This window comes from Streptomyces sp. TLI_105 (genome assembly GCF_900105415.1).
Classification (GTDB): Bacteria; Actinomycetota; Actinomycetes; order Streptomycetales; family Streptomycetaceae; genus Streptomyces.
In genome coordinates this window covers 3,366,096-3,383,355 of sequence record NZ_FNSM01000001.1, presented here as the reverse complement: position 1 = coordinate 3,383,355, position 17,260 = coordinate 3,366,096, and the positions used below count along the sequence as shown (strand labels likewise).

At 69.9% G+C, this 17,260-nt stretch carries 16 protein-coding genes; 2 read left to right on the top strand and 14 right to left on the bottom strand.

Annotation, left to right across the window (positions count from 1 at the left end; all coding sequences use genetic code 11):
* The first annotated feature begins 71 nt into the window (after positions 1-71).
* Complete coding sequence (locus tag BLW86_RS15340) at positions 72-3,971, top strand: DNA-directed RNA polymerase subunit beta' (protein WP_093874559.1); 3,900 nt, start codon at positions 72-74, stop codon at positions 3,969-3,971.
* Positions 3,972-4,033: 62 nt separating this feature from the next.
* On the opposite strand, the gene BLW86_RS15335 is transcribed toward BLW86_RS15340, so the two are convergent.
* The 14 genes from BLW86_RS15335 to BLW86_RS15270 form a co-directional block, all read right to left on the bottom strand.
* On the bottom strand, positions 4,034-4,297 hold the full coding sequence (locus BLW86_RS15335; protein WP_093874558.1) for a hypothetical protein: 264 nt from the start codon (positions 4,295-4,297) through the stop codon (positions 4,034-4,036).
* The gene (locus BLW86_RS15330; protein WP_093874557.1) at positions 4,284-4,517 is read right to left on the bottom strand and encodes a hypothetical protein; all 234 of its coding nucleotides are present in this window, start codon (positions 4,515-4,517) and stop codon (positions 4,284-4,286) included. The genes BLW86_RS15335 and BLW86_RS15330 overlap by 14 nt, the downstream gene beginning before the upstream one ends.
* A gap of 16 nt (positions 4,518-4,533) precedes the next feature.
* Positions 4,534-5,445: a peptidoglycan-binding protein gene (locus tag BLW86_RS15325; RefSeq protein ID WP_093874556.1), complete on the bottom strand. Its 912-nt coding sequence runs from the start codon at positions 5,443-5,445 to the stop codon at positions 4,534-4,536.
* Between the two features lie 72 nt (positions 5,446-5,517).
* Complete coding sequence (locus BLW86_RS15320) at positions 5,518-5,901, bottom strand: hypothetical protein (RefSeq protein ID WP_093874555.1); 384 nt, start codon at positions 5,899-5,901, stop codon at positions 5,518-5,520.
* A 16-nt stretch (positions 5,902-5,917) separates the two neighbouring features.
* Positions 5,918-6,487, bottom strand: a complete 570-nt coding sequence (locus tag BLW86_RS15315; RefSeq protein ID WP_093874554.1) for a hypothetical protein — start codon at positions 6,485-6,487, stop codon at positions 5,918-5,920.
* The gene (locus tag BLW86_RS15310) at positions 6,487-7,617 is read right to left on the bottom strand and encodes a hypothetical protein (RefSeq protein WP_093874553.1); all 1,131 of its coding nucleotides are present in this window, start codon (positions 7,615-7,617) and stop codon (positions 6,487-6,489) included. The genes BLW86_RS15315 and BLW86_RS15310 overlap by 1 nt, the downstream gene beginning before the upstream one ends.
* Before the next feature lie 12 nt (positions 7,618-7,629).
* Positions 7,630-8,769, bottom strand: a complete 1,140-nt coding sequence (locus tag BLW86_RS15305) for a hypothetical protein (RefSeq protein WP_093874552.1) — start codon at positions 8,767-8,769, stop codon at positions 7,630-7,632.
* A 37-nt stretch (positions 8,770-8,806) separates the two neighbouring features.
* On the bottom strand, positions 8,807-10,027 hold the full coding sequence (locus BLW86_RS15300; protein WP_093874551.1) for a hypothetical protein: 1,221 nt from the start codon (positions 10,025-10,027) through the stop codon (positions 8,807-8,809).
* 40 nt (positions 10,028-10,067) lie between these two features.
* A complete protein-coding gene (locus BLW86_RS15295) occupies positions 10,068-11,261 on the bottom strand; it encodes a hypothetical protein (protein WP_093874550.1) in 1,194 nt (397 codons plus the stop codon).
* A 52-nt stretch (positions 11,262-11,313) separates the two neighbouring features.
* The gene (locus BLW86_RS15290; protein WP_093874549.1) at positions 11,314-12,237 is read right to left on the bottom strand and encodes a phage distal tail protein; all 924 of its coding nucleotides are present in this window, start codon (positions 12,235-12,237) and stop codon (positions 11,314-11,316) included.
* Positions 12,238-12,303: 66 nt separating this feature from the next.
* Entirely contained in the window at positions 12,304-13,551 is a 1,248-nt protein-coding gene (locus BLW86_RS15285) for a phage tail tape measure protein (RefSeq protein ID WP_093874548.1), read from the bottom strand.
* Complete coding sequence (locus BLW86_RS15280; RefSeq protein WP_093874547.1) at positions 13,548-14,750, bottom strand: phage tail protein; 1,203 nt, start codon at positions 14,748-14,750, stop codon at positions 13,548-13,550. Before BLW86_RS15280 ends, BLW86_RS15285 begins: the two co-directional genes overlap by 4 nt.
* 29 nt (positions 14,751-14,779) lie before the next feature.
* Entirely contained in the window at positions 14,780-15,778 is a 999-nt protein-coding gene (locus BLW86_RS15275; RefSeq protein WP_093874546.1) for a hypothetical protein, read from the bottom strand.
* Positions 15,779-15,879: 101 nt separating this feature from the next.
* Entirely contained in the window at positions 15,880-16,092 is a 213-nt protein-coding gene (locus BLW86_RS15270; protein WP_093874545.1) for a hypothetical protein, read from the bottom strand.
* 303 nt (positions 16,093-16,395) lie between these two features.
* Here BLW86_RS15270 and BLW86_RS15265 point away from each other — a divergent pair, with 303 nt between their 5' ends.
* Positions 16,396-17,250: a hypothetical protein gene (locus tag BLW86_RS15265; protein ID WP_093874544.1), complete on the top strand. Its 855-nt coding sequence runs from the start codon at positions 16,396-16,398 to the stop codon at positions 17,248-17,250.
* Positions 17,251-17,260: the final 10 nt, after the last annotated feature.

The following is a 17,260-nucleotide window of genomic DNA, read 5'->3' as shown; positions in this document are numbered from 1 at the left end:
AGTCCCCCGCCGGCCCCAGGACCCCCGTATCAGACCCACAGCCTTACAACCCTGAGAGGGATTGACGCATAGTGCTCGACGTCAACTTCTTCGACGAGCTCCGGATCGGTCTGGCCACCGCTGACGACATCCGTCAGTGGAGCCACGGCGAGGTCAAGAAGCCGGAGACCATCAACTACCGCACGCTCAAGCCCGAGAAGGACGGACTCTTCTGCGAGAAGATCTTCGGTCCGACCCGGGACTGGGAGTGCTACTGCGGCAAGTACAAGCGCGTCCGCTTCAAGGGCATCATCTGTGAGCGGTGTGGCGTCGAGGTCACCCGCGCCAAGGTGCGCCGTGAGCGGATGGGCCACATCGAGCTCGCCGCTCCCGTCACCCACATCTGGTACTTCAAGGGCGTTCCGTCGCGCCTCGGGTACCTGCTCGACCTCGCCCCGAAGGACCTCGAGAAGGTCATCTACTTCGCGGCGTACATGATCACGTACGTCGACGACGAGCGTCGTACGCGTGACCTGCCCTCCCTGGAGGCGCACGTCTCCGTCGAGCGTCAGCAGATCGAGAACCGTCGCGACTCCGACCTGGAGGCCCGCGCCAAGAAGCTCGAGAACGACCTCGCCGAGCTGGAGGCCGAGGGCGCCAAGGCCGACGTGCGCCGCAAGGTGCGCGAGGGTGCCGAGCGCGAGATGAAGCAGCTGCGCGACCGTGCGCAGCGCGAGATCGACCGTCTGGACGAGGTCTGGTCGCGCTTCAAGAACCTCAAGGTCCAGGACCTGGAGGGCGACGAGCTCCTCTACCGCGAGCTGCGTGACCGCTTCGGCACGTACTTCGACGGTTCGATGGGTGCCGCGGCGCTGCAGAAGCGCCTGGAGTCCTTCGACCTGGAGGAGGAGGCCGAGCGCCTCCGCGAGATCATCCGTACCGGCAAGGGCCAGAAGAAGACCCGTGCGCTCAAGCGCCTCAAGGTCGTCTCCGCGTTCCTGCAGACCGCGAACAGCCCCAAGGGCATGGTTCTCGACTGCGTCCCGGTCATCCCGCCGGACCTGCGTCCGATGGTGCAGCTGGACGGTGGCCGCTTCGCGACCTCCGACCTGAACGACCTGTACCGCCGTGTGATCAACCGCAACAACCGTCTGAAGCGTCTGCTCGACCTCGGTGCCCCCGAGATCATCGTGAACAACGAGAAGCGGATGCTCCAGGAGGCGGTCGACGCCCTCTTCGACAACGGCCGTCGTGGTCGCCCGGTCACGGGCCCCGGCAACCGTCCGCTGAAGTCCCTCAGCGACATGCTGAAGGGCAAGCAGGGTCGTTTCCGTCAGAACCTTCTCGGCAAGCGTGTGGACTACTCCGCGCGTTCCGTGATCGTCGTCGGTCCGCAGCTGAAGCTGCACCAGTGCGGTCTGCCGAAGGCCATGGCGCTGGAGCTCTTCAAGCCGTTCGTGATGAAGCGCCTGGTCGACCTGAACCACGCGCAGAACATCAAGTCGGCGAAGCGCATGGTCGAGCGCGGCCGTACGGTCGTGTACGACGTCCTCGAAGAGGTCATCGCCGAGCACCCGGTCCTGCTGAACCGTGCGCCCACGCTGCACCGCCTCGGCATCCAGGCCTTCGAGCCTCAGCTGGTCGAGGGCAAGGCCATCCAGATCCACCCGCTCGTCTGCACCGCGTTCAACGCGGACTTCGACGGTGACCAGATGGCCGTCCACCTGCCGCTCTCCGCGGAGGCGCAGGCCGAGGCCCGCATCCTGATGCTGTCCTCGAACAACATCCTCAAGCCCGCCGACGGCCGTCCGGTGACGATGCCGACCCAGGACATGGTCCTCGGTCTGTTCTTCCTCACCACCGACGGCGAGCTCCGTGACACCAAGGGCGAGGGCCGCGCGTTCGGCTCCACGGCCGAGGCGATCATGGCGTTCGACGCCGGCGAGCTCGCGCTGCAGTCGCAGATCGAGATCCGCTTCCCGGTCGGCACCGTCGCTCCCCGTGGCTGGGTTCCCCCGGTCGCCGAGGAGGGCGAGCCGGAGTGGCAGCAGGGTGACTCGTTCCGTCTGAAGACCTCGCTGGGCCGCGCGCTCTTCAACGAGCTGCTGCCCGAGGACTACCCGTTCGTCGACTACTCCGTCGGCAAGAAGCAGCTCTCCGAGATCGTCAACGACCTCGCCGAGCGCTACCCCAAGGTCATCGTGGCGGCGACGCTCGACAACCTGAAGGCGGCGGGCTTCTACTGGGCGACCCGTTCCGGTGTCACCGTGGCCATCTCCGACGTCGTCGTTCCCGAGGCGAAGAAGGAGATCGTCAAGGGCTACGAGGCGCAGGACGAGAAGGTCCAGAAGCAGTACGAGCGCGGTCTGATCACCAAGGAAGAGCGCACGCAGGAGCTCATCGCGATCTGGACCAAGGCGACCAACGAGGTCGCCGAGGCGATGAACGCGAACTTCCCCAAGACGAACCCCATCTTCATGATGGTTGACTCGGGTGCCCGAGGAAACATGATGCAGATGCGGCAGATCGCCGGTATGCGTGGTCTGGTGTCGAACGCGAAGAACGAGACCATCCCGCGTCCCATCAAGGCGTCCTTCCGTGAGGGTCTCTCCGTCCTCGAGTACTTCATCTCGACGCACGGTGCCCGTAAGGGTCTCGCCGACACCGCCCTGCGTACCGCCGACTCGGGTTACCTGACCCGTCGTCTGGTGGACGTCTCGCAGGACGTGATCATCCGCGAGGAGGACTGTGGCACCGAGCGCGGTCTGAAGCTGCGGATCGCGGCCAAGGACGAGGCCGGTGTCCTGCGGAAGACGGACGACGTCGAGACCTCCGTGTACGCGCGGATGCTCGCCGAGGACGTCGTCGTGGACGGCAAGGTCATCGCGCCGGCCAACGTCGACCTGGGTGACGTGCTCATCGACGCCCTGGTCAACGCGGGCGTCGAGGAGGTCAAGACCCGTTCGGTCCTGACCTGTGAGTCCGCCGTCGGCACCTGTGCGTTCTGCTACGGCCGTTCGCTCGCCACCGGCAAGCTGGTCGACATCGGTGAGGCGGTCGGCATCATCGCCGCCCAGTCCATCGGTGAGCCCGGCACCCAGCTGACGATGCGTACCTTCCACACCGGTGGTGTGGCCGGTGACGACATCACCCAGGGTCTGCCCCGTGTCGTCGAGCTCTTCGAGGCGCGGCAGCCGAAGGGTGTCGCCCCGATCTCCGAGGCGGCCGGTCGCGTCCGCATCGAGGAGACCGAGAAGACCAAGAAGATCGTCGTCACCCCGGACGACGGCACCGACGAGACGGCGTTCCCGATCTCGAAGCGTGCCCGTCTGCTCGTGGGCGAGGGCGACCACGTCGAGGTCGGCCAGAAGCTCACCGTGGGTGCCACCAACCCGCACGACGTGCTCCGGATCCTCGGTCAGCGTGCGGTCCAGGTCCACCTGGTCGGCGAAGTCCAGAAGGTCTACAACTCGCAGGGCGTGTCGATCCACGACAAGCACATCGAGATCATCATCCGGCAGATGCTGCGCCGCGTGACGATCATCGAGTCCGGCGACGCGGAGCTCCTCCCGGGCGAGCTGGTCGAGCGCTCGAAGTTCGAGCAGGAGAACCGTCGTGTGGTCACCGAGGGCGGTCACCCCGCCTCCGGCCGTCCGCAGCTGATGGGTATCACCAAGGCCTCGCTGGCGACGGAGTCCTGGCTGTCGGCCGCCTCCTTCCAGGAGACGACCCGAGTCCTGACGGATGCGGCGATCAACGCCAAGTCCGACAGCCTCATCGGCCTCAAGGAGAACGTCATCATCGGTAAGCTCATCCCGGCCGGTACGGGTCTGTCCCGCTACCGCAACATCCGGGTCGAGCCGACCGAGGAGGCCAAGGCCGCGATGTACTCGGCCGTCGGCTACGACGACATCGACTACTCGCCGTTCGGCTCGGGCTCCGGCCAGGCCGTTCCGCTGGAGGACTACGACTACGGTCCGTACAACCAGTAAGCGAGTCGCTTGACCGAAGGGCGGCCACCCCGTTTCGTACGGGGTGGCCGCCCTTCGGCGTTTCAGCGCGCGGCCAGTTCCCAGACGGCGACGAGCAGGCCGGCGCTCGCGGTCAGCGCCGCGATGCTGGCCACCGGCCAGCGGGCCCGCTCCAGGTCGTCGAGGCGGGCCTCGTGGTCGGCGAGCTGCTTGTCGGTCTGGTCGCTGCGCTGCACGAGCAGCGCGAGCGAGCCGTCGACGCGGGCGAAACCGGCCTCCAGGGTGCCGCGGAGCCGCTCCAGTTCGAGGGCGACGGCGACGGGGTCGTTCGGATCAGGCTCGGTCATCGGCACCGCCCGGGGTGCTGCGCAGCCAGGACGGCAGCAGGTTCTGCACCAGGTCGAGGGCCATCACCCGGGCCAGCCCGCCGGCGACGGCCAGCGCCCCGGCGACCCAGGGGAGGGTCGCGGGGATGCCGGAGGCGTCGACGATGGCGGGGAGCACGACGGCGATGCCGACGGCGGACTGGAGGACGGTACGGGCCGTGCGCTTGGCGGCATCGGACATCACTGTGCTCCTTGGGTTACTTCGTGTACGGGACCTTCAGCGCGTTCCAGGACGCGGCGCCCGGGATGCCGTCGGCGTCGGAGCCGCGGAAGCCGAGCTTGTGCTGCCACTTCGCGTAGCTGAGCCGGTCGGCCTCGCCCCAGCGGGGGCTCGGGCCGACGGTGTACGCGGAGCAGCCCTCGGCGACGAGGCGGCGGCCCATGGCCGTGATGATCGGGGAGCTCGTCTCCCTGCGGAAGAACGAGGTGCCCGGGAAGGGCTGGAGGCGGGGGGCGGCCGGCTTGCCGGCGTCGGGGGCGGGCTTGGCGGGGGCCTTGTTCAGCCGGGCCTGGACCCGGTCGCGCATCGTCGGCATGGCGAAGCCCCGGGGGTCGTCCTTCCAGTCCGACCACTCCTTGTGGCCGATGACGGAGCGGGCGCCCCAGCCGTGGGCCCGGCACAGGGCGGCGGAGACCCGTTCGATCGCGTCGAGCTGGGCGGGCGGCCAGGGGTCGCGGCCGTCGCCGAGGTTGACGCACTCGAAGCCGTAGAAGCGGGAGTTGCCGTCGACGGCGCCGGAGCTGCCCTGGTGCTCGCGCGGGGCGGGCGGCCGGTCTCCGTACGTCTCGCTGATCACGGCCTGGAGGACGGACGGGTCGCCGCCGCCGGCGTGGTTGGCGCGGCCGTTGGCGACGAGGTGGACGCTGCCGTCCTTGGCGATGACGCCGTGGCAGAGGGGGCCCGGCAGCCCTTCGTATCCGTCGAAGCACATCTCGACGGTGTTGGCGGTGCCGGCGGAGACGGTGTGGTGGATGATCACGCCGGTCACGGGGCCCCAGGCGCCGTGGCCGTTGCGGTTGTGGGTGCGCCAGCCGGGGTGCTCGACGACGGTGACGCCTTCGGCGCGGAGCGCGGCGACGAACCGGTCCGCGGTGAGGGGAGTGGCCATCTGGTGTCCTCCGGACATGAGAAAGGCCCGCGTCGGGCGGGCCTGCGGGGTGCGGTTCTTCCGTACGGGTTGCTACGGGGCGGGTTCCGGGGCCGGCGGGGCCGCCCAGGTGGCGCACAGGTCGGCGTACGCGGACCGGCGGGTCTCGAAGTCGGCGAGCGCGGCGGCCACCGCGCGCTGGACGGCGGTCTGGTCGGGGACGGCCGGGACGCCGTCCCGGGCGTCCACGACGATCAGGCCGGAACCGCGCAGGGAGGTGTCGCCGGTGCCCTTCTCGGTGACCTCGGCCGTCACGTACACCGGCGGGTACTGCCCGGTCACCGGGTCGCGCTGCAGGGTGTAGCCCATGGTGTTGTCGTACACGCGAATGGTGAGGGTGTGGCCGTTCTCGGTGACGGTGGCGCGGCCCGCGTAGTCGATGGCCACGCCCCACGGCTGAGTGGGGTCGATGTTCATGGGTGCTCCTCGTGGGTCAGGTCTGGGCGCCGTGGATGAGGGAGGGCTGGGCGTAGACCGTGCCGGCACTGGCCAGGGCCTGGATCTCGACGACCATCGTCTGGCCGAACCGGGTCTTCATGTCGCCGGGCAGCAGGCCGAGGTAGTCATAGGTGATGCCCGCGGTGACCGTGGGGCCGAACGGGACGCCGTCGACGAGAACCCGCACCTGGCCGGTGCCGCCGCTCGACGCCGCGGTGTTGACGGCGAGCCGCATCTTCGGCTGCCAGATGGGGTTCATGCAGCGGGCGATGGTGGTGAAGGCGGGGGCGGTGGTGGAGGGCCACTTGGCCGGGTCGCTGGCGAGCGGCGGCATGAGCTGGAGCCAGGGCCGGGCGAGGCCGCCGGTCATGATGTCGTCCGCGAAGATCTCGTGGTTGTAGCCGTCGAAGATCCGGAACAGCGGCCGGGTGATGGTGACGCTCCCGGACGGCGGGGGACGGAACTCGTTGACGGCGGGACGGGTGTTCACGGCCGTGGACAGGGCCTTGAGCCGGCGTTCCATCTGGTTGAGCCGGTCGATGATGTCCTCGGGCAGCTGGGGCATCAGGCCTCCTCGAGGTAGAGCTCGGCGGTGTCGGGGCGGCCGCGCTCCGGGGGCGTGACCTTGGCGCCGACGATGCGGTAGCGGGCGTCGAGGCCCTGGGAGTACCACTCGTCGGTGATCCGGATGCGGGCGACGCGGCCGAGGAGCTGCGGCGGGACGATCCCGCCGAGGTGGATGGAGACCGAGGGGATCACCACGGCGCCGCGGGCCTGCTTGAGCTCCGTGGCGGCCACCGAGTCGAGCGCGAGCTGGTCGGTGATCTCGTTGTGGTCCGAGGACAGGTCGATCAGCGGCCAGCCGTCCACGAGCAGGTCGCTGGCGTACTGCTGGGTGGAGTAGATCGGCCGGGACTCGGCGGCGGCGTTGGCGTTGACGGAGGCGCCGCGGGCCAGGGCGGTGGTGCCGCCGCGGGTGGCGTCGTACGGGAAGGAGTACGACAGGATGACGCCGGGCCGGTCGAAGACCAGGTCGGTCGCGCCCGTGACGATCTTGGGTTCGCCGAGGCGGAGCTGCCGGATCCGCTGCCCGGTGACCGGGTCGCGGTAGACCAGGATCTGGTACTCGAAGCCGTTCTCGGTGGCGGCGAGCTGGTCGAGCGCCTCCAGGTAGACGGTCTCGTCGCCCTTGCGCCACGACGCCGTCTTCTGGAACTTGGCGACCTCGTCGCCGTACGTGATCCCGAGGCGGCGGGGCTCCTGGCCCTCGGGGGCGTCGGGGTAGGTCTGGACGTCGAGCTCGCGCCAGAGCCGGCGCGCGATCTCCACCTGGTCGGTCGGGGTGGTGTACGTGATGTCGGTACGGATGCGACGGCGTCCGGCGTACGAGTCGAACGTGGCGGCCTGGATGCCGAGGGTCAGCACCCCGCGGCCACTGGACTGCAGGGTGGTGGTCCAGACGATGCCGCCCCACCACAGGTCGCCGCCGCGCTCCAGGTAGACCGCGGTGCGGCCCTCCCGGACCTTCTTGACGCGCTCGGCGATCGCCTTGTCGGGGATGGGGATCGTGCCGGAGAGGGAGCCCGCCTTGCCGATGTAGTCGTCGAACGAGACGTCCCGCAGGGGGAGGATGTCGAGCGTCTGGTCGGTGAGCAGGTCGCAGAAGATCGCCCGGTAGGGCGTGTCGATTGCCATCGGTGGGCCCCCTTACAGGACGTAGGTGGCGGAGATGCGGATGTTCCGCCCGGCGGCCAGGGCGCCGTTGTAGGACCAGGTCCGCAGGTCGACGCGTCCGTCGGCGCGGATGTTGGCGGCGCCGTCGCCGTACCCGTCGCTGGCCGTGGCCTCGAAGTCCGTGGCCGGACGCCAGCCGGCCGGGATGGTGCACAGCTGCTCGTCGGCGATGTTGCCGGAGCTGTCGACGTTGACCTGGGCGCCGGTGCGGGTGACGGTGGCGGTGATGGTGCACAGGCCGCTCTTGGTCCTGCGGCCGGAGAACGCCACCATCGACCAGTTGGTGAGGGCGACGGCACCGGTGTTGGTGGTCTCGATCTCGACGGGCGGCTGGTAGGCCGCCCAGGCGGTGCCGTTCCAGCGCTGGAGCTGGCCGTTGTAGTCGCGGTACTGACCGGTGTAGCTGCCGGTGGTGACCGCGCCGCTGGGCGCGATGCCGCCGATCTCCTTGGGGTAGGCGACCCAGGCGGTGCCGTCCCAGCGCTGGAGGAAGTGGGCGTTGTCGTTGTCCTGGTACTGGCCCGGGTAGGCGCCGGGCACGCCGGCGTTGTTGTAGACGGGCAGGATGCCGCCGGAGGAGACGGTCGTGGTGCGCAGGTCGGTGGAGGCGCCGCCCGCCCAGTCGATGCCGCCGGTGCCAGCGGAGGCGCCCTTCTTCACCTTCACCGTGAACAGGGGCAGGGAGCGGGCGGGGGAGGCCGGGGCGGCCGGCACGGCCGCCGGGGTGCCCTTGACGATCTCGATGCCGGCCTCGTACTTGCCGAGGGCGTCCACGTCGTTGTCGTAGACGCGGACCACGACGAGGTCGATGCGGTCGTTGAGCGGGTCGCCGTCGGCGAAGGTGAGGGTGATGTCCTCGTCGAGGGCGACCGGGTAGGCGCCGTCGGTGGTGGCCCCCTGGACGACGGCCTTGCCGTGGTAGACGGTGGCCGTCATCGGGCCGGTGGAGCTCATCCACAGACCGCCGACCCGGTACTTGCCGTCGTACGTGCCGGGCAGGATGCCGGACCGGACGCCGAGCGGGTTGACGGGGGTGGTGGCGCCGATGTTGGTGATGCGGGTGTTCTGGCGGGTCTGACCGGTGGGCATCAGCCATCCGGAGCGTACGGGCATGGGATCTCCTGGAAGTAGGGGCGGCGGCCCGGTGGACTCAGTACTGCGGGGTGACCTGGATGAAGGTGTTGTCGAACCAGGCACGCACGTTGGTGTTGGTCGTCCGGTAGTACGCGGTGATCGCGTAGGTCGCCCCCGGCGTCAGGTTGTAGAGGCGCTGGGTGGTCGAGATGGAGACGGCGTCCGTGGGGTCGGCCGACTTGGAGCCGACGGCGGCGAATTCGTCGTCCACCTCGCGGACGACGGTGGTGCCCTGTGTGATGCGCACGCACATCCAGGCCGAGCTGGCGATGCCCGTTGTGCCGGAGTTCAGGTCCAGCTCCACGCGCGAACCGAAGGTGAGGATGGCCTGTCGGGTCTCCGGGGCGACGAAGGTCACCGTCAGCGGGTTGGTCGCCCGGTCGATCAGCGTGTCCACGTAGGTCGTCGAGAGCGTGTAGCCCGCGTCCAGCGAGTCGTTGAAGTACGGACCCGGGTACGCCGACACCCACGCCGTGCCGTTCCAGCGCTGGAGCGGACCGGCCGCGGTGCCCCGGTACTGGCCCGTGTAGCTGCCCGGGGTGGTGGAGTTGACGGAGGTCGGGACGATGCCGCCGACAGCCTCCGGGTAGGCGACCCACCGGCCGCCGTCCCAGCGCTGGAACTGGTTGTTGGGGGTGTCCTGGTACTGGCCCGGGTACGCGCCCGGCAGGACCTGGCCCTCGACCGGGAGAATGCCGCCGAGGGCGACGACCGGCGTGCGCAGGTCCTTCAGGGAGGTGTTCCACGGGATGCCGCCGTTGCCCGCGCTGGCGCCGGCCGGGACCGTCACCTCGTACAGCGGGAGGCTGCGCGGCGGGACCGCCGGGGCCTTGGGGGCGGCGTCCGGCACGCCCTGGATGACCTCGATCACACCCTCGTTGCGGGTGCCGCCGTCGTAGAGCTTGTCGTAGATCCGCAGGACCACCAGGTCGATGCGGCCGTACGTCGCGGAGCCGGGGGCGAAGGTGACCTGCTCGGCGGCCGGCAGGGTCACCGGGTAGACGCCCTGGGAGATGTCGCCCTGGATGACGGCCCGGCCCTCGGAGACGGTCGCCGTCATGGCGGAGGCCTTGTCCATCCAGAAGCCGGACAGTCGCCACTGGCCGCCGTAGGAGCCCGGCAGGATGCCGGAGCGGACCTGGACGGGGTTGGTCATGGTGGTCGCGCCGACCTGGTTGAGGCGGGTGTCCTCGCGGGTCTGGCCGGTCTCGGCGACCCAGCTGCTGCGCAGGTTCACGGGGTTCTCCAATCGGGGAGGTGCGGGGAGGGGAGGGCGGTCAGGACCGGATCCACTGGGCGGTGAGGGCGCTGTAGTAGCCCGAGCCGCCGAGGGTGCGGACGGCGGCCGTGTGGTTGTGGTAGCCGGCGAGCTGGAGGACGTTGCCCGCGGTGAGCTTGATCAGGCCCTCGCCGCCGACGGTGACGGCGCCGGTGGACGCCTGGGTCAGCCAGGTCATCCGGGGCACGCCGACCCCGCCGAGGGTGATGCGGGCGCCGCGCACGCCGGTGGTGGAGTCGCCGTTCCAGGCGACGTGGCCGGAGACTCGCCACCAGCCGGTGCGCGGGACGACGAAGCTGTCGGTGCCGTTCCAGCCGGTGAAGTCGTCGATGTCGACGTAGTTGAGGGTGATCGGCGTCCAGGTGCCGGCGGGCACGCTCTGCATCGTCGTCTGCGAGACGCTGAACAGGATGGTCGCCTTGCCCTCGGCGTACTGCCAGGCCGCGCCGTCCCAGCGCTGGAGCACGCCGGCGTTGTCGCGGTACTGGCCGGTGTAGCCGCCGGTCGTCATCGTGCCGTGCGGGGCGATGCCGCCGATCGGCTTCGGGTACGAGACCCAGGTCGTGCCGTCCCAGCGCTGGAGCAGGCCCGCGACGTCGCGGTACTGGCCGACGTAGGCGCCCTTGAAGCCGCTGGTCGGGATGATGCCGCCGAGTGCGGTCATCGGGTAGTGCAGGGTGGTGACGACGCCCGCGGTGGTCCACTGGACGCCGCCGGTGCCGGCCGAGGTGCCGGCCGGCACCGAGACGGTGTAGAGCGGGAAGGCGCTGCCGGGGCCCGAGGCGGGCGCGACCGGGGTGGCCGACGGGGTGCCCTTGACCAGTCGGATGAGGGCCGCGGTGGAGCCGCTCCTGTCGTACGCGTCGTCGAGCACGGCCAGTTCGATCAGGTCGATCCGGCCGTACTGCGGGTCGCCGTCCGGGATGGTCAGCGTCTCGGGGGCGGTCACCGCCAGCATGTAGGGCCCCTGGGCGGTGTCGGCCCCCTGGATCACGGCCCGGCCGGTGCCGATCGTGCACTGCATCGCGGACGTGCCCGTCAGCACCAGGCCGCCGGGCACGATGCCGGGCCGCGAGCGCAGCGGAGTCTCCGCGGCGCTCTGCCCGTTGGGTGTGAGGAGCGCGGACAGGGCGATCCGGGTGTCCTCGCGGGTCTGGCCTGTGGATTGGAGCCAGGCGGCCCGTACGGTCATGGGTTCACCTCTTCTGTGCGGGGCGGGAAGGAGGTCGGCGCCTAGGCGGCGGTCACCACTCGGCGCTGCGCCAGCGGACCGTCATCAGGGCCTCGGGGGTGGCCGAGTCGGGCCGGAACGACAGCTCCGTGCGGCCCGGTTCGAGGAGGAACAGCTCCTCCGGACTGGAGTCGGCCATCGCCGTGTGGCGGCGGGAGGCGGTGTTGTTGAGCATCACCGTGCCGTTGGCGGTGTCGACGACGAGCTCGTCGCCGGCGGCCAGGTCGATCGCGTACCGCAGCCGGCGCTTGGAGACCCGCTCGGTGACGGTCGGCATGGAGCAGGGGCCGCGGAAGACGATCACCGGGTGCGTGGCGGCGGAGCCGGTGTTCTCGGCGACGGCGTCGCCGGTGGACTTGGCCTGGCCCCAGTTGAGCGGCCAGGTCAGCGGCCAGGTCAGGCCCGTCTCCGGCTGCGGCGGCGTGGTGGAGGCGCTCTGCTCGTTGACGGTGTAGCGGCGCGGGTCGGAGGCGAGCCACTGGATCGACATCTTCGAGCTGCCCTGGGTGGCGAAGCCCTGGTCCGCGGGGACCACCCGCTGGGCGATCCGGGCGCGCACGGCGAGGAGTTCGCCGTGCAGCCGGACGGTGAGCCAGCGCTCCTCGTCGAGCAGGGCCAGCGACTGGCGCAGGGCGCGGATGACCTCCGTCGCGCCGTCGTACTCCGGCATCAGCACGACCGTGCCGCTGATCTTGCGCGGCTTGGCGTACCGGGAGCCGGGCCAGGCGCCGTGCGAGGTGGGCCGGTCGGCGTCGGAGGAGTCGTACTCCGGCAGGTCCTCCCAGCCCTGGAGACCGGACCGGTCGACGTTGAACGGCGTACCGGGGCCGATGAGGAGCCCGGCCCACTGGATCTGCCCGTCCTGGGTGATCAGCGAGCCGGGCGCGATGTCGGCGGTGAGGTCGTTTCCGGCGTATGTGGTTGTGGTCTCGGCCATGGGGCCGTCACCTCACTTCTGAGGGGGCTGTCGGGCTTCTGAGGCTTCTGAGGTCGGGTGAGGGCTTCAGCCGTGGGCGGCGACGAGGAAGAGCAGGTCCTCGGCGGTCGACCGGGGGCCGGCGCCCGGGTCCTCGTGGAACTCCGCGATGCGGTGGGGCTGCCGGGGAGCCTCGGCGAGGGCCGGGACGCGCCGGTGCTCCAGGACGGTGAGCGGGTCGATGCGCGGCGCGCTGTCGGCGCCGGGGAAGACGACACCGCCCTCGGCGAGCATCGGGATCTTGTCGATGTCGACGCCGAAGTGCTTGCCGAGGAAGTCGAAGCTCAGCTTGTTGAGCCCGTCGATGATCCAGTTGGCGAAGGCGATGAGGCCGTTGATCGGTCCCTTGACGACGCCGAGCACGGCGGTCAGGGCGCCCTTGATCAGCTCGCCCATGCCGTGCAGGGCCTTGCCGACCGCGTCCTTGGCGTGCCGGAAGAAGCCCGGGATCTTGTCGGTGATGAAGGACAGGATCGGCTTGACGGCGTTCTTGATGCCGCCGATCGTGCGCGAGGCGATGCCGCGCAGGGCGTTGCTGGCGGAGGTGACGGTGGAGCGGACCCTGGAGATGCCGCTGACGGCGGAACCGATGAGCTTCAGCGCCGTCGTGAACAGGGTGAGGTAGGCCTTGAAGTAGGTTCCGACGGCCTGTCCGATGAGCTTGATGACCGGCTGGAGGAACTTCCAGACGGACTGGAAGCCCTTCAGCGCCGCCTGGAAGACCTGCTTCATGATCTTCTGGCCGGTCTCGGTCTGCATGGCGTACTCGATGAGCCAGGCGGCGACGGGTACGAGGATGCCGACGAGGAAGCCGAGTGGGTTGGCGCGCATGGCGAGGTTGACGCCGGTCATGGCCACGGAGGCGATGGTCATGGCCGTGCCGAAGGTGTCCATCAGCTTGGTGACGGTGTCGGTGATGGGCAGCAACGGGGCCAGGATGGAGAGGACGCCGCCGACCGAGGGACCGAGCTTCCCCGCGACCGTCCGCGCCTTGCCCGCGGCGGTGCCCATCTTCGTCAGGCCGGTGGCGGCCCTGGACCGCTGGATCCGGCGGAAGGAGTCCGCGGTGCCGGACGCGCCGGTCCCGAGGCCGCGCACGGAGGTGCCGGCGGCGCGCAGACCGGCGGTGAACCCGTCCATGCCGCCGGCCGCGCGCCGGGCGTCCTCCCTGAGCCGCTTCAGTCCGTCGCCCGCCTGGCCGAGACCCCGCTTGAGGGAGGTCATCACCGGCAGGGCACCGGCGAACGGGTTCGGGAAGGAGGCGACGGCACTCATCCGCGTGCCTTCGCCAGGTACATCAGCGCGTCCGCCGTGGACTGCGGGTCGCTGTTACGGGCCGCGTGGTAGTGCTCGATGTGCAGCCCCGCACCGCCGCCCCCGCCCGACTGCAGCTGCGCCGTCATGCGGGCGCGCCGGGCGGTGAGGGCGAGCAGCCGGTCCAGCTTGGACAGCGGCAGGACGGCCTCGGCCTCGCCGGCCTCGGCGAGGATCGCCGGGACGCCGCCGCTGCGGGGCATGACGACACCGCCGGTGGCGAGCATGGGGATGGTGGGGATGTTGACGCCGAAGGTCTTGCCGCCGACGAGCGGCACCCAGCCGGGGACGCTGACCTTGACGCCGTTGACGGCCCTGATCATGCGGTTGATCAGGCCGATGACGGCGTTGATCGGGCCGGACACGCCGCTCTTGATGCCCTCGAACGCCCGGGACGCGATGTCCTTCAGTCCGTTCCAGATGGAGGACATCTTGTCCTTGACGGCGGTGAAGGCGTTCGGGATCGCGGACTTGATCCAGTTCACCACCGGGGTGATGACGGCCTTGATGCCGTTCCAGACGGCGCCGACGACCGTCTTGATCGCCTTCATCACCGTGGTGATGACCGTCTTCCAGATGTTGACGTAGGTCTTGATGACGGTGGCGACGGCCTTGACGACGGTGGAGACGGCCTTCTTGATGCCGTTCCAGACCGTCTTGATCAGGTCGCCGGCCTTCTTCATGATCGGGCCGATGGCCTTCATGACCGAGCTGATCACGGTCTTGATGGCGTCGAAGGCCTTCTTCAGGATCTTCTGCATCGTCTTCGACTGCATCGCCATGTCGACGATCTTCTCGATGAGAGGCATGAAGAGTTCGATCAGGCGGGCGAGGAAGTTGCCCTTCATGGACTTGTTGAGCTTGTCCTGGCCCTTGGCGGCCTTGCCGGCGCCGGACTCGTACTTGCCCATCTTCGTGCCGGCCGACTCGGCGGTCCTGCCGGCCTTCGTCATCGACTTCTCGGCCTGGTCCGAGGCGGTCTTGAGGTTCTTGAGCTGGGTGCCGGAGCCCTGGGCGTTGGTCTTGAGGTTCTTGAGCTGACCGTTCGCCGAACCGCCGGCGTCACCGACCTTCTTGACCGAGGTCGCGGCGCCGGTGGCCTGCGTCTTGAGGTTGCGCAGGGAGTCGGACGCCTTCTTCATGGAGCTGGTGAGAGACATGGGTTACCTCCTTCCGGGGTGAATGGGGATCAGGCCATGGCCTGGGCGGCCTCCTGGGCCTTGATCTTGAGGGTGTTGAAGGCCCGGGCCACGTCCCGGCCCGCGTCCGCGAGCCGCTCCGCGGACCTGGCGGCCGACTCCAGGCCACGGGCCTTGGGGAGCTTCTTGGGATCGAAGTGCCGCTGGGAGCTCGCGAGCTTGCCCGTCGCCTTGGCGACGGCCGTGATCGTGTCGGGGTTGGCGTCGGCCATGGCCAGGTTGAGCTTCTCGATCTTGCGCGGGTCCGGCACCTTCTTCGGGTCGTGGTGCTTCACGGCGCCGGTGAGCTTGCCGAGTGCCTTGGCGAGGGCGGTGATGTCGGTGGGGTCGGCGCCGGCGATGGCGGTCTTGATCCTGGTGATGCCGTCGGCCGTCTTGACCATCGCGGAGGCCTTCGGCATCTGGCGGAACGCGGTTTTGAACGGGCCGGCCTGGGTGTTGAACTCCCTGAGGTGCGGGTTGAGCGTCTCGAGCTGCCGGCGCAGGGCGTCGAAGTTCGCGTCCTGGGGGATCGAGGCCATTCCGCCGCCGGCGTTGGCCTCCCGTTCCTGGATCTGGGTCCTGGTGAGGCGATCGAATCCGTTCTGGTTCTCGTTGAGGACGAAGGCCTTGCCGGTGAGGGCGATCTGCACCTTCCGGAAGCCTTCGAGGATGACCCTCCGGAAGGCGATGACGAGGCCGCCGATGATCATCGGGACGGCGATGCCCGCGACGGCGGACGCGAGGTACTCCCACTTGGCCTCGTGGCCCTCGTGGAACTTCTCGACCGCGGCGCCGATGCCGTCGAGCCCGAAGGCTTCCAGGAGCTCGGACGACTTCTCCTTGTGGAGCTCCTGGTACATCTCCTCGAACTTCGTCTTGAAGTCCGGGACGATCAGGTGCTCTCGGAGCCAGTTGGTCGAGGGCAGCCAGCCCCCGTCCACGATCCGGAGTTTGTGGCCGAGGCCGGCGATCTGGATCGAGAGTTCCTCGGTCGTTACTTCTGCCATGTTCTGCTCCGCTTCCGGCCGGTGACGGCCAAGCGCCGAAAAGCCCCTGCCGGCATGGAACTTCGGCAGGGGCTCGTGCGTGGGGCGGGCGGTTCGGGCGGCTAGGCGTCGGCGTCCCGGCGGGAGCCGTGGCGCATCGTCGCGAGGGCGTCGTTCCAGCCCGCCGCGTACGCGAGGGTCTCGTAGCGGCTGACCTCGGCGTACAGCGTGCCGAGCAACGCTCTCTTGTCGAGGGCGAGGGGTCCGTCGAGGAGCTGGCGGAGGCGGTCCTGGAGCGGGATGTGCGGTCGGGATGCCTCGGCCTGCTGAGTCATGGACGCCTGCCTTCCGGTTACTTGCCCGTGCGTGCGTGGCGGCGCCGCGGAGTGAGGCGGGGGCACCACGTTATCGAACTACTGTGCGAACAGAGTCTGGAGCACCTGTTCGGGATTTGTCGAGCGGGAAACGTCTGACGGCGTGTCTTCTTGCCAGTTCCCCGTGGGGGTTGGTCCTCGAACAGAGCTTCTGTTCGACCGGGGTACTCTGGAAGGCGCGTTCCCCGGACCTGACTCATTCGGGGAGCCGGGGGCGCGAGGGGCGCGTGGGGACCCCAGGGGGTTGGAAGGCAGTGCTGACGCATGGACACGGAGCCGGCAGGTAACCGGCGCGAGCAGGTCACCGACTGGCTCGAATCCCACCCCGACCTGCCCCATCTCTTCGCACGGCTCGCCGAACTCGTCCACGTCGCCGGGTACGCCCCGGAGGACCTCGTCGTGCTGCCCCGTGCCGAGATGGACCGCCGCGAGACCGCTGCGTTCACCGCCGGCTGGGCCGAGGCCGTCTCCGACGAACTCCCCCGCATCCGCAGGGAGTACGAGCGGCGCGTGGCCGACGCCTATGCGCAGGGCCAGGGTGACGCGCGTGGCATACGGCGCCCGCAGCGGCGCACGGACGCCGCCGCCCACCCGGACGGGGCCCGCGTCATCCCGCTGCCCTTCGCCCGGCTCATGGAACCCCCGGCCGCGGTGGTCAAGGCCGAGGAACGCGTCCGCCGGGAGCGCGAGCTGTTCGAACAGCGCCCCGAGCCGGAGTACGAGGCGTACGAGCCGGAGCCCGCGCCTGCGCCCGCGCCCGTACCCGTGCCCGGGTACGAACGCGTGCCCCTGCCCGGGTACGGACCCGAGCCGGAGCACGCGTCCGACCGCGAACCGGACCCCGGACACGGAGCCGCGCCCGACTCGGAGCCCGAGTCCGACGGGGACGCGCGGGCGGGCTCCCAGGAGAGCCGCCCCCGCAGGAACGCCCAGTCGGTGCGGAAGGTCGTCCGGGGCAAGGGCGGCCGTCCGATCGTGCCGCCGATCGGCGGCGTGCCCGGCCAGGGCGGGGGGACCCCCGACCGGCGCGGCCGCCGGCTCTCCGAGCGGGCCAGGACCCTGGAGGAGGAGCTGGCCGCCGAACGAGCACAGGAAGCGCCCCCGGATCCCGCTTCCTGACGGCAGCGGG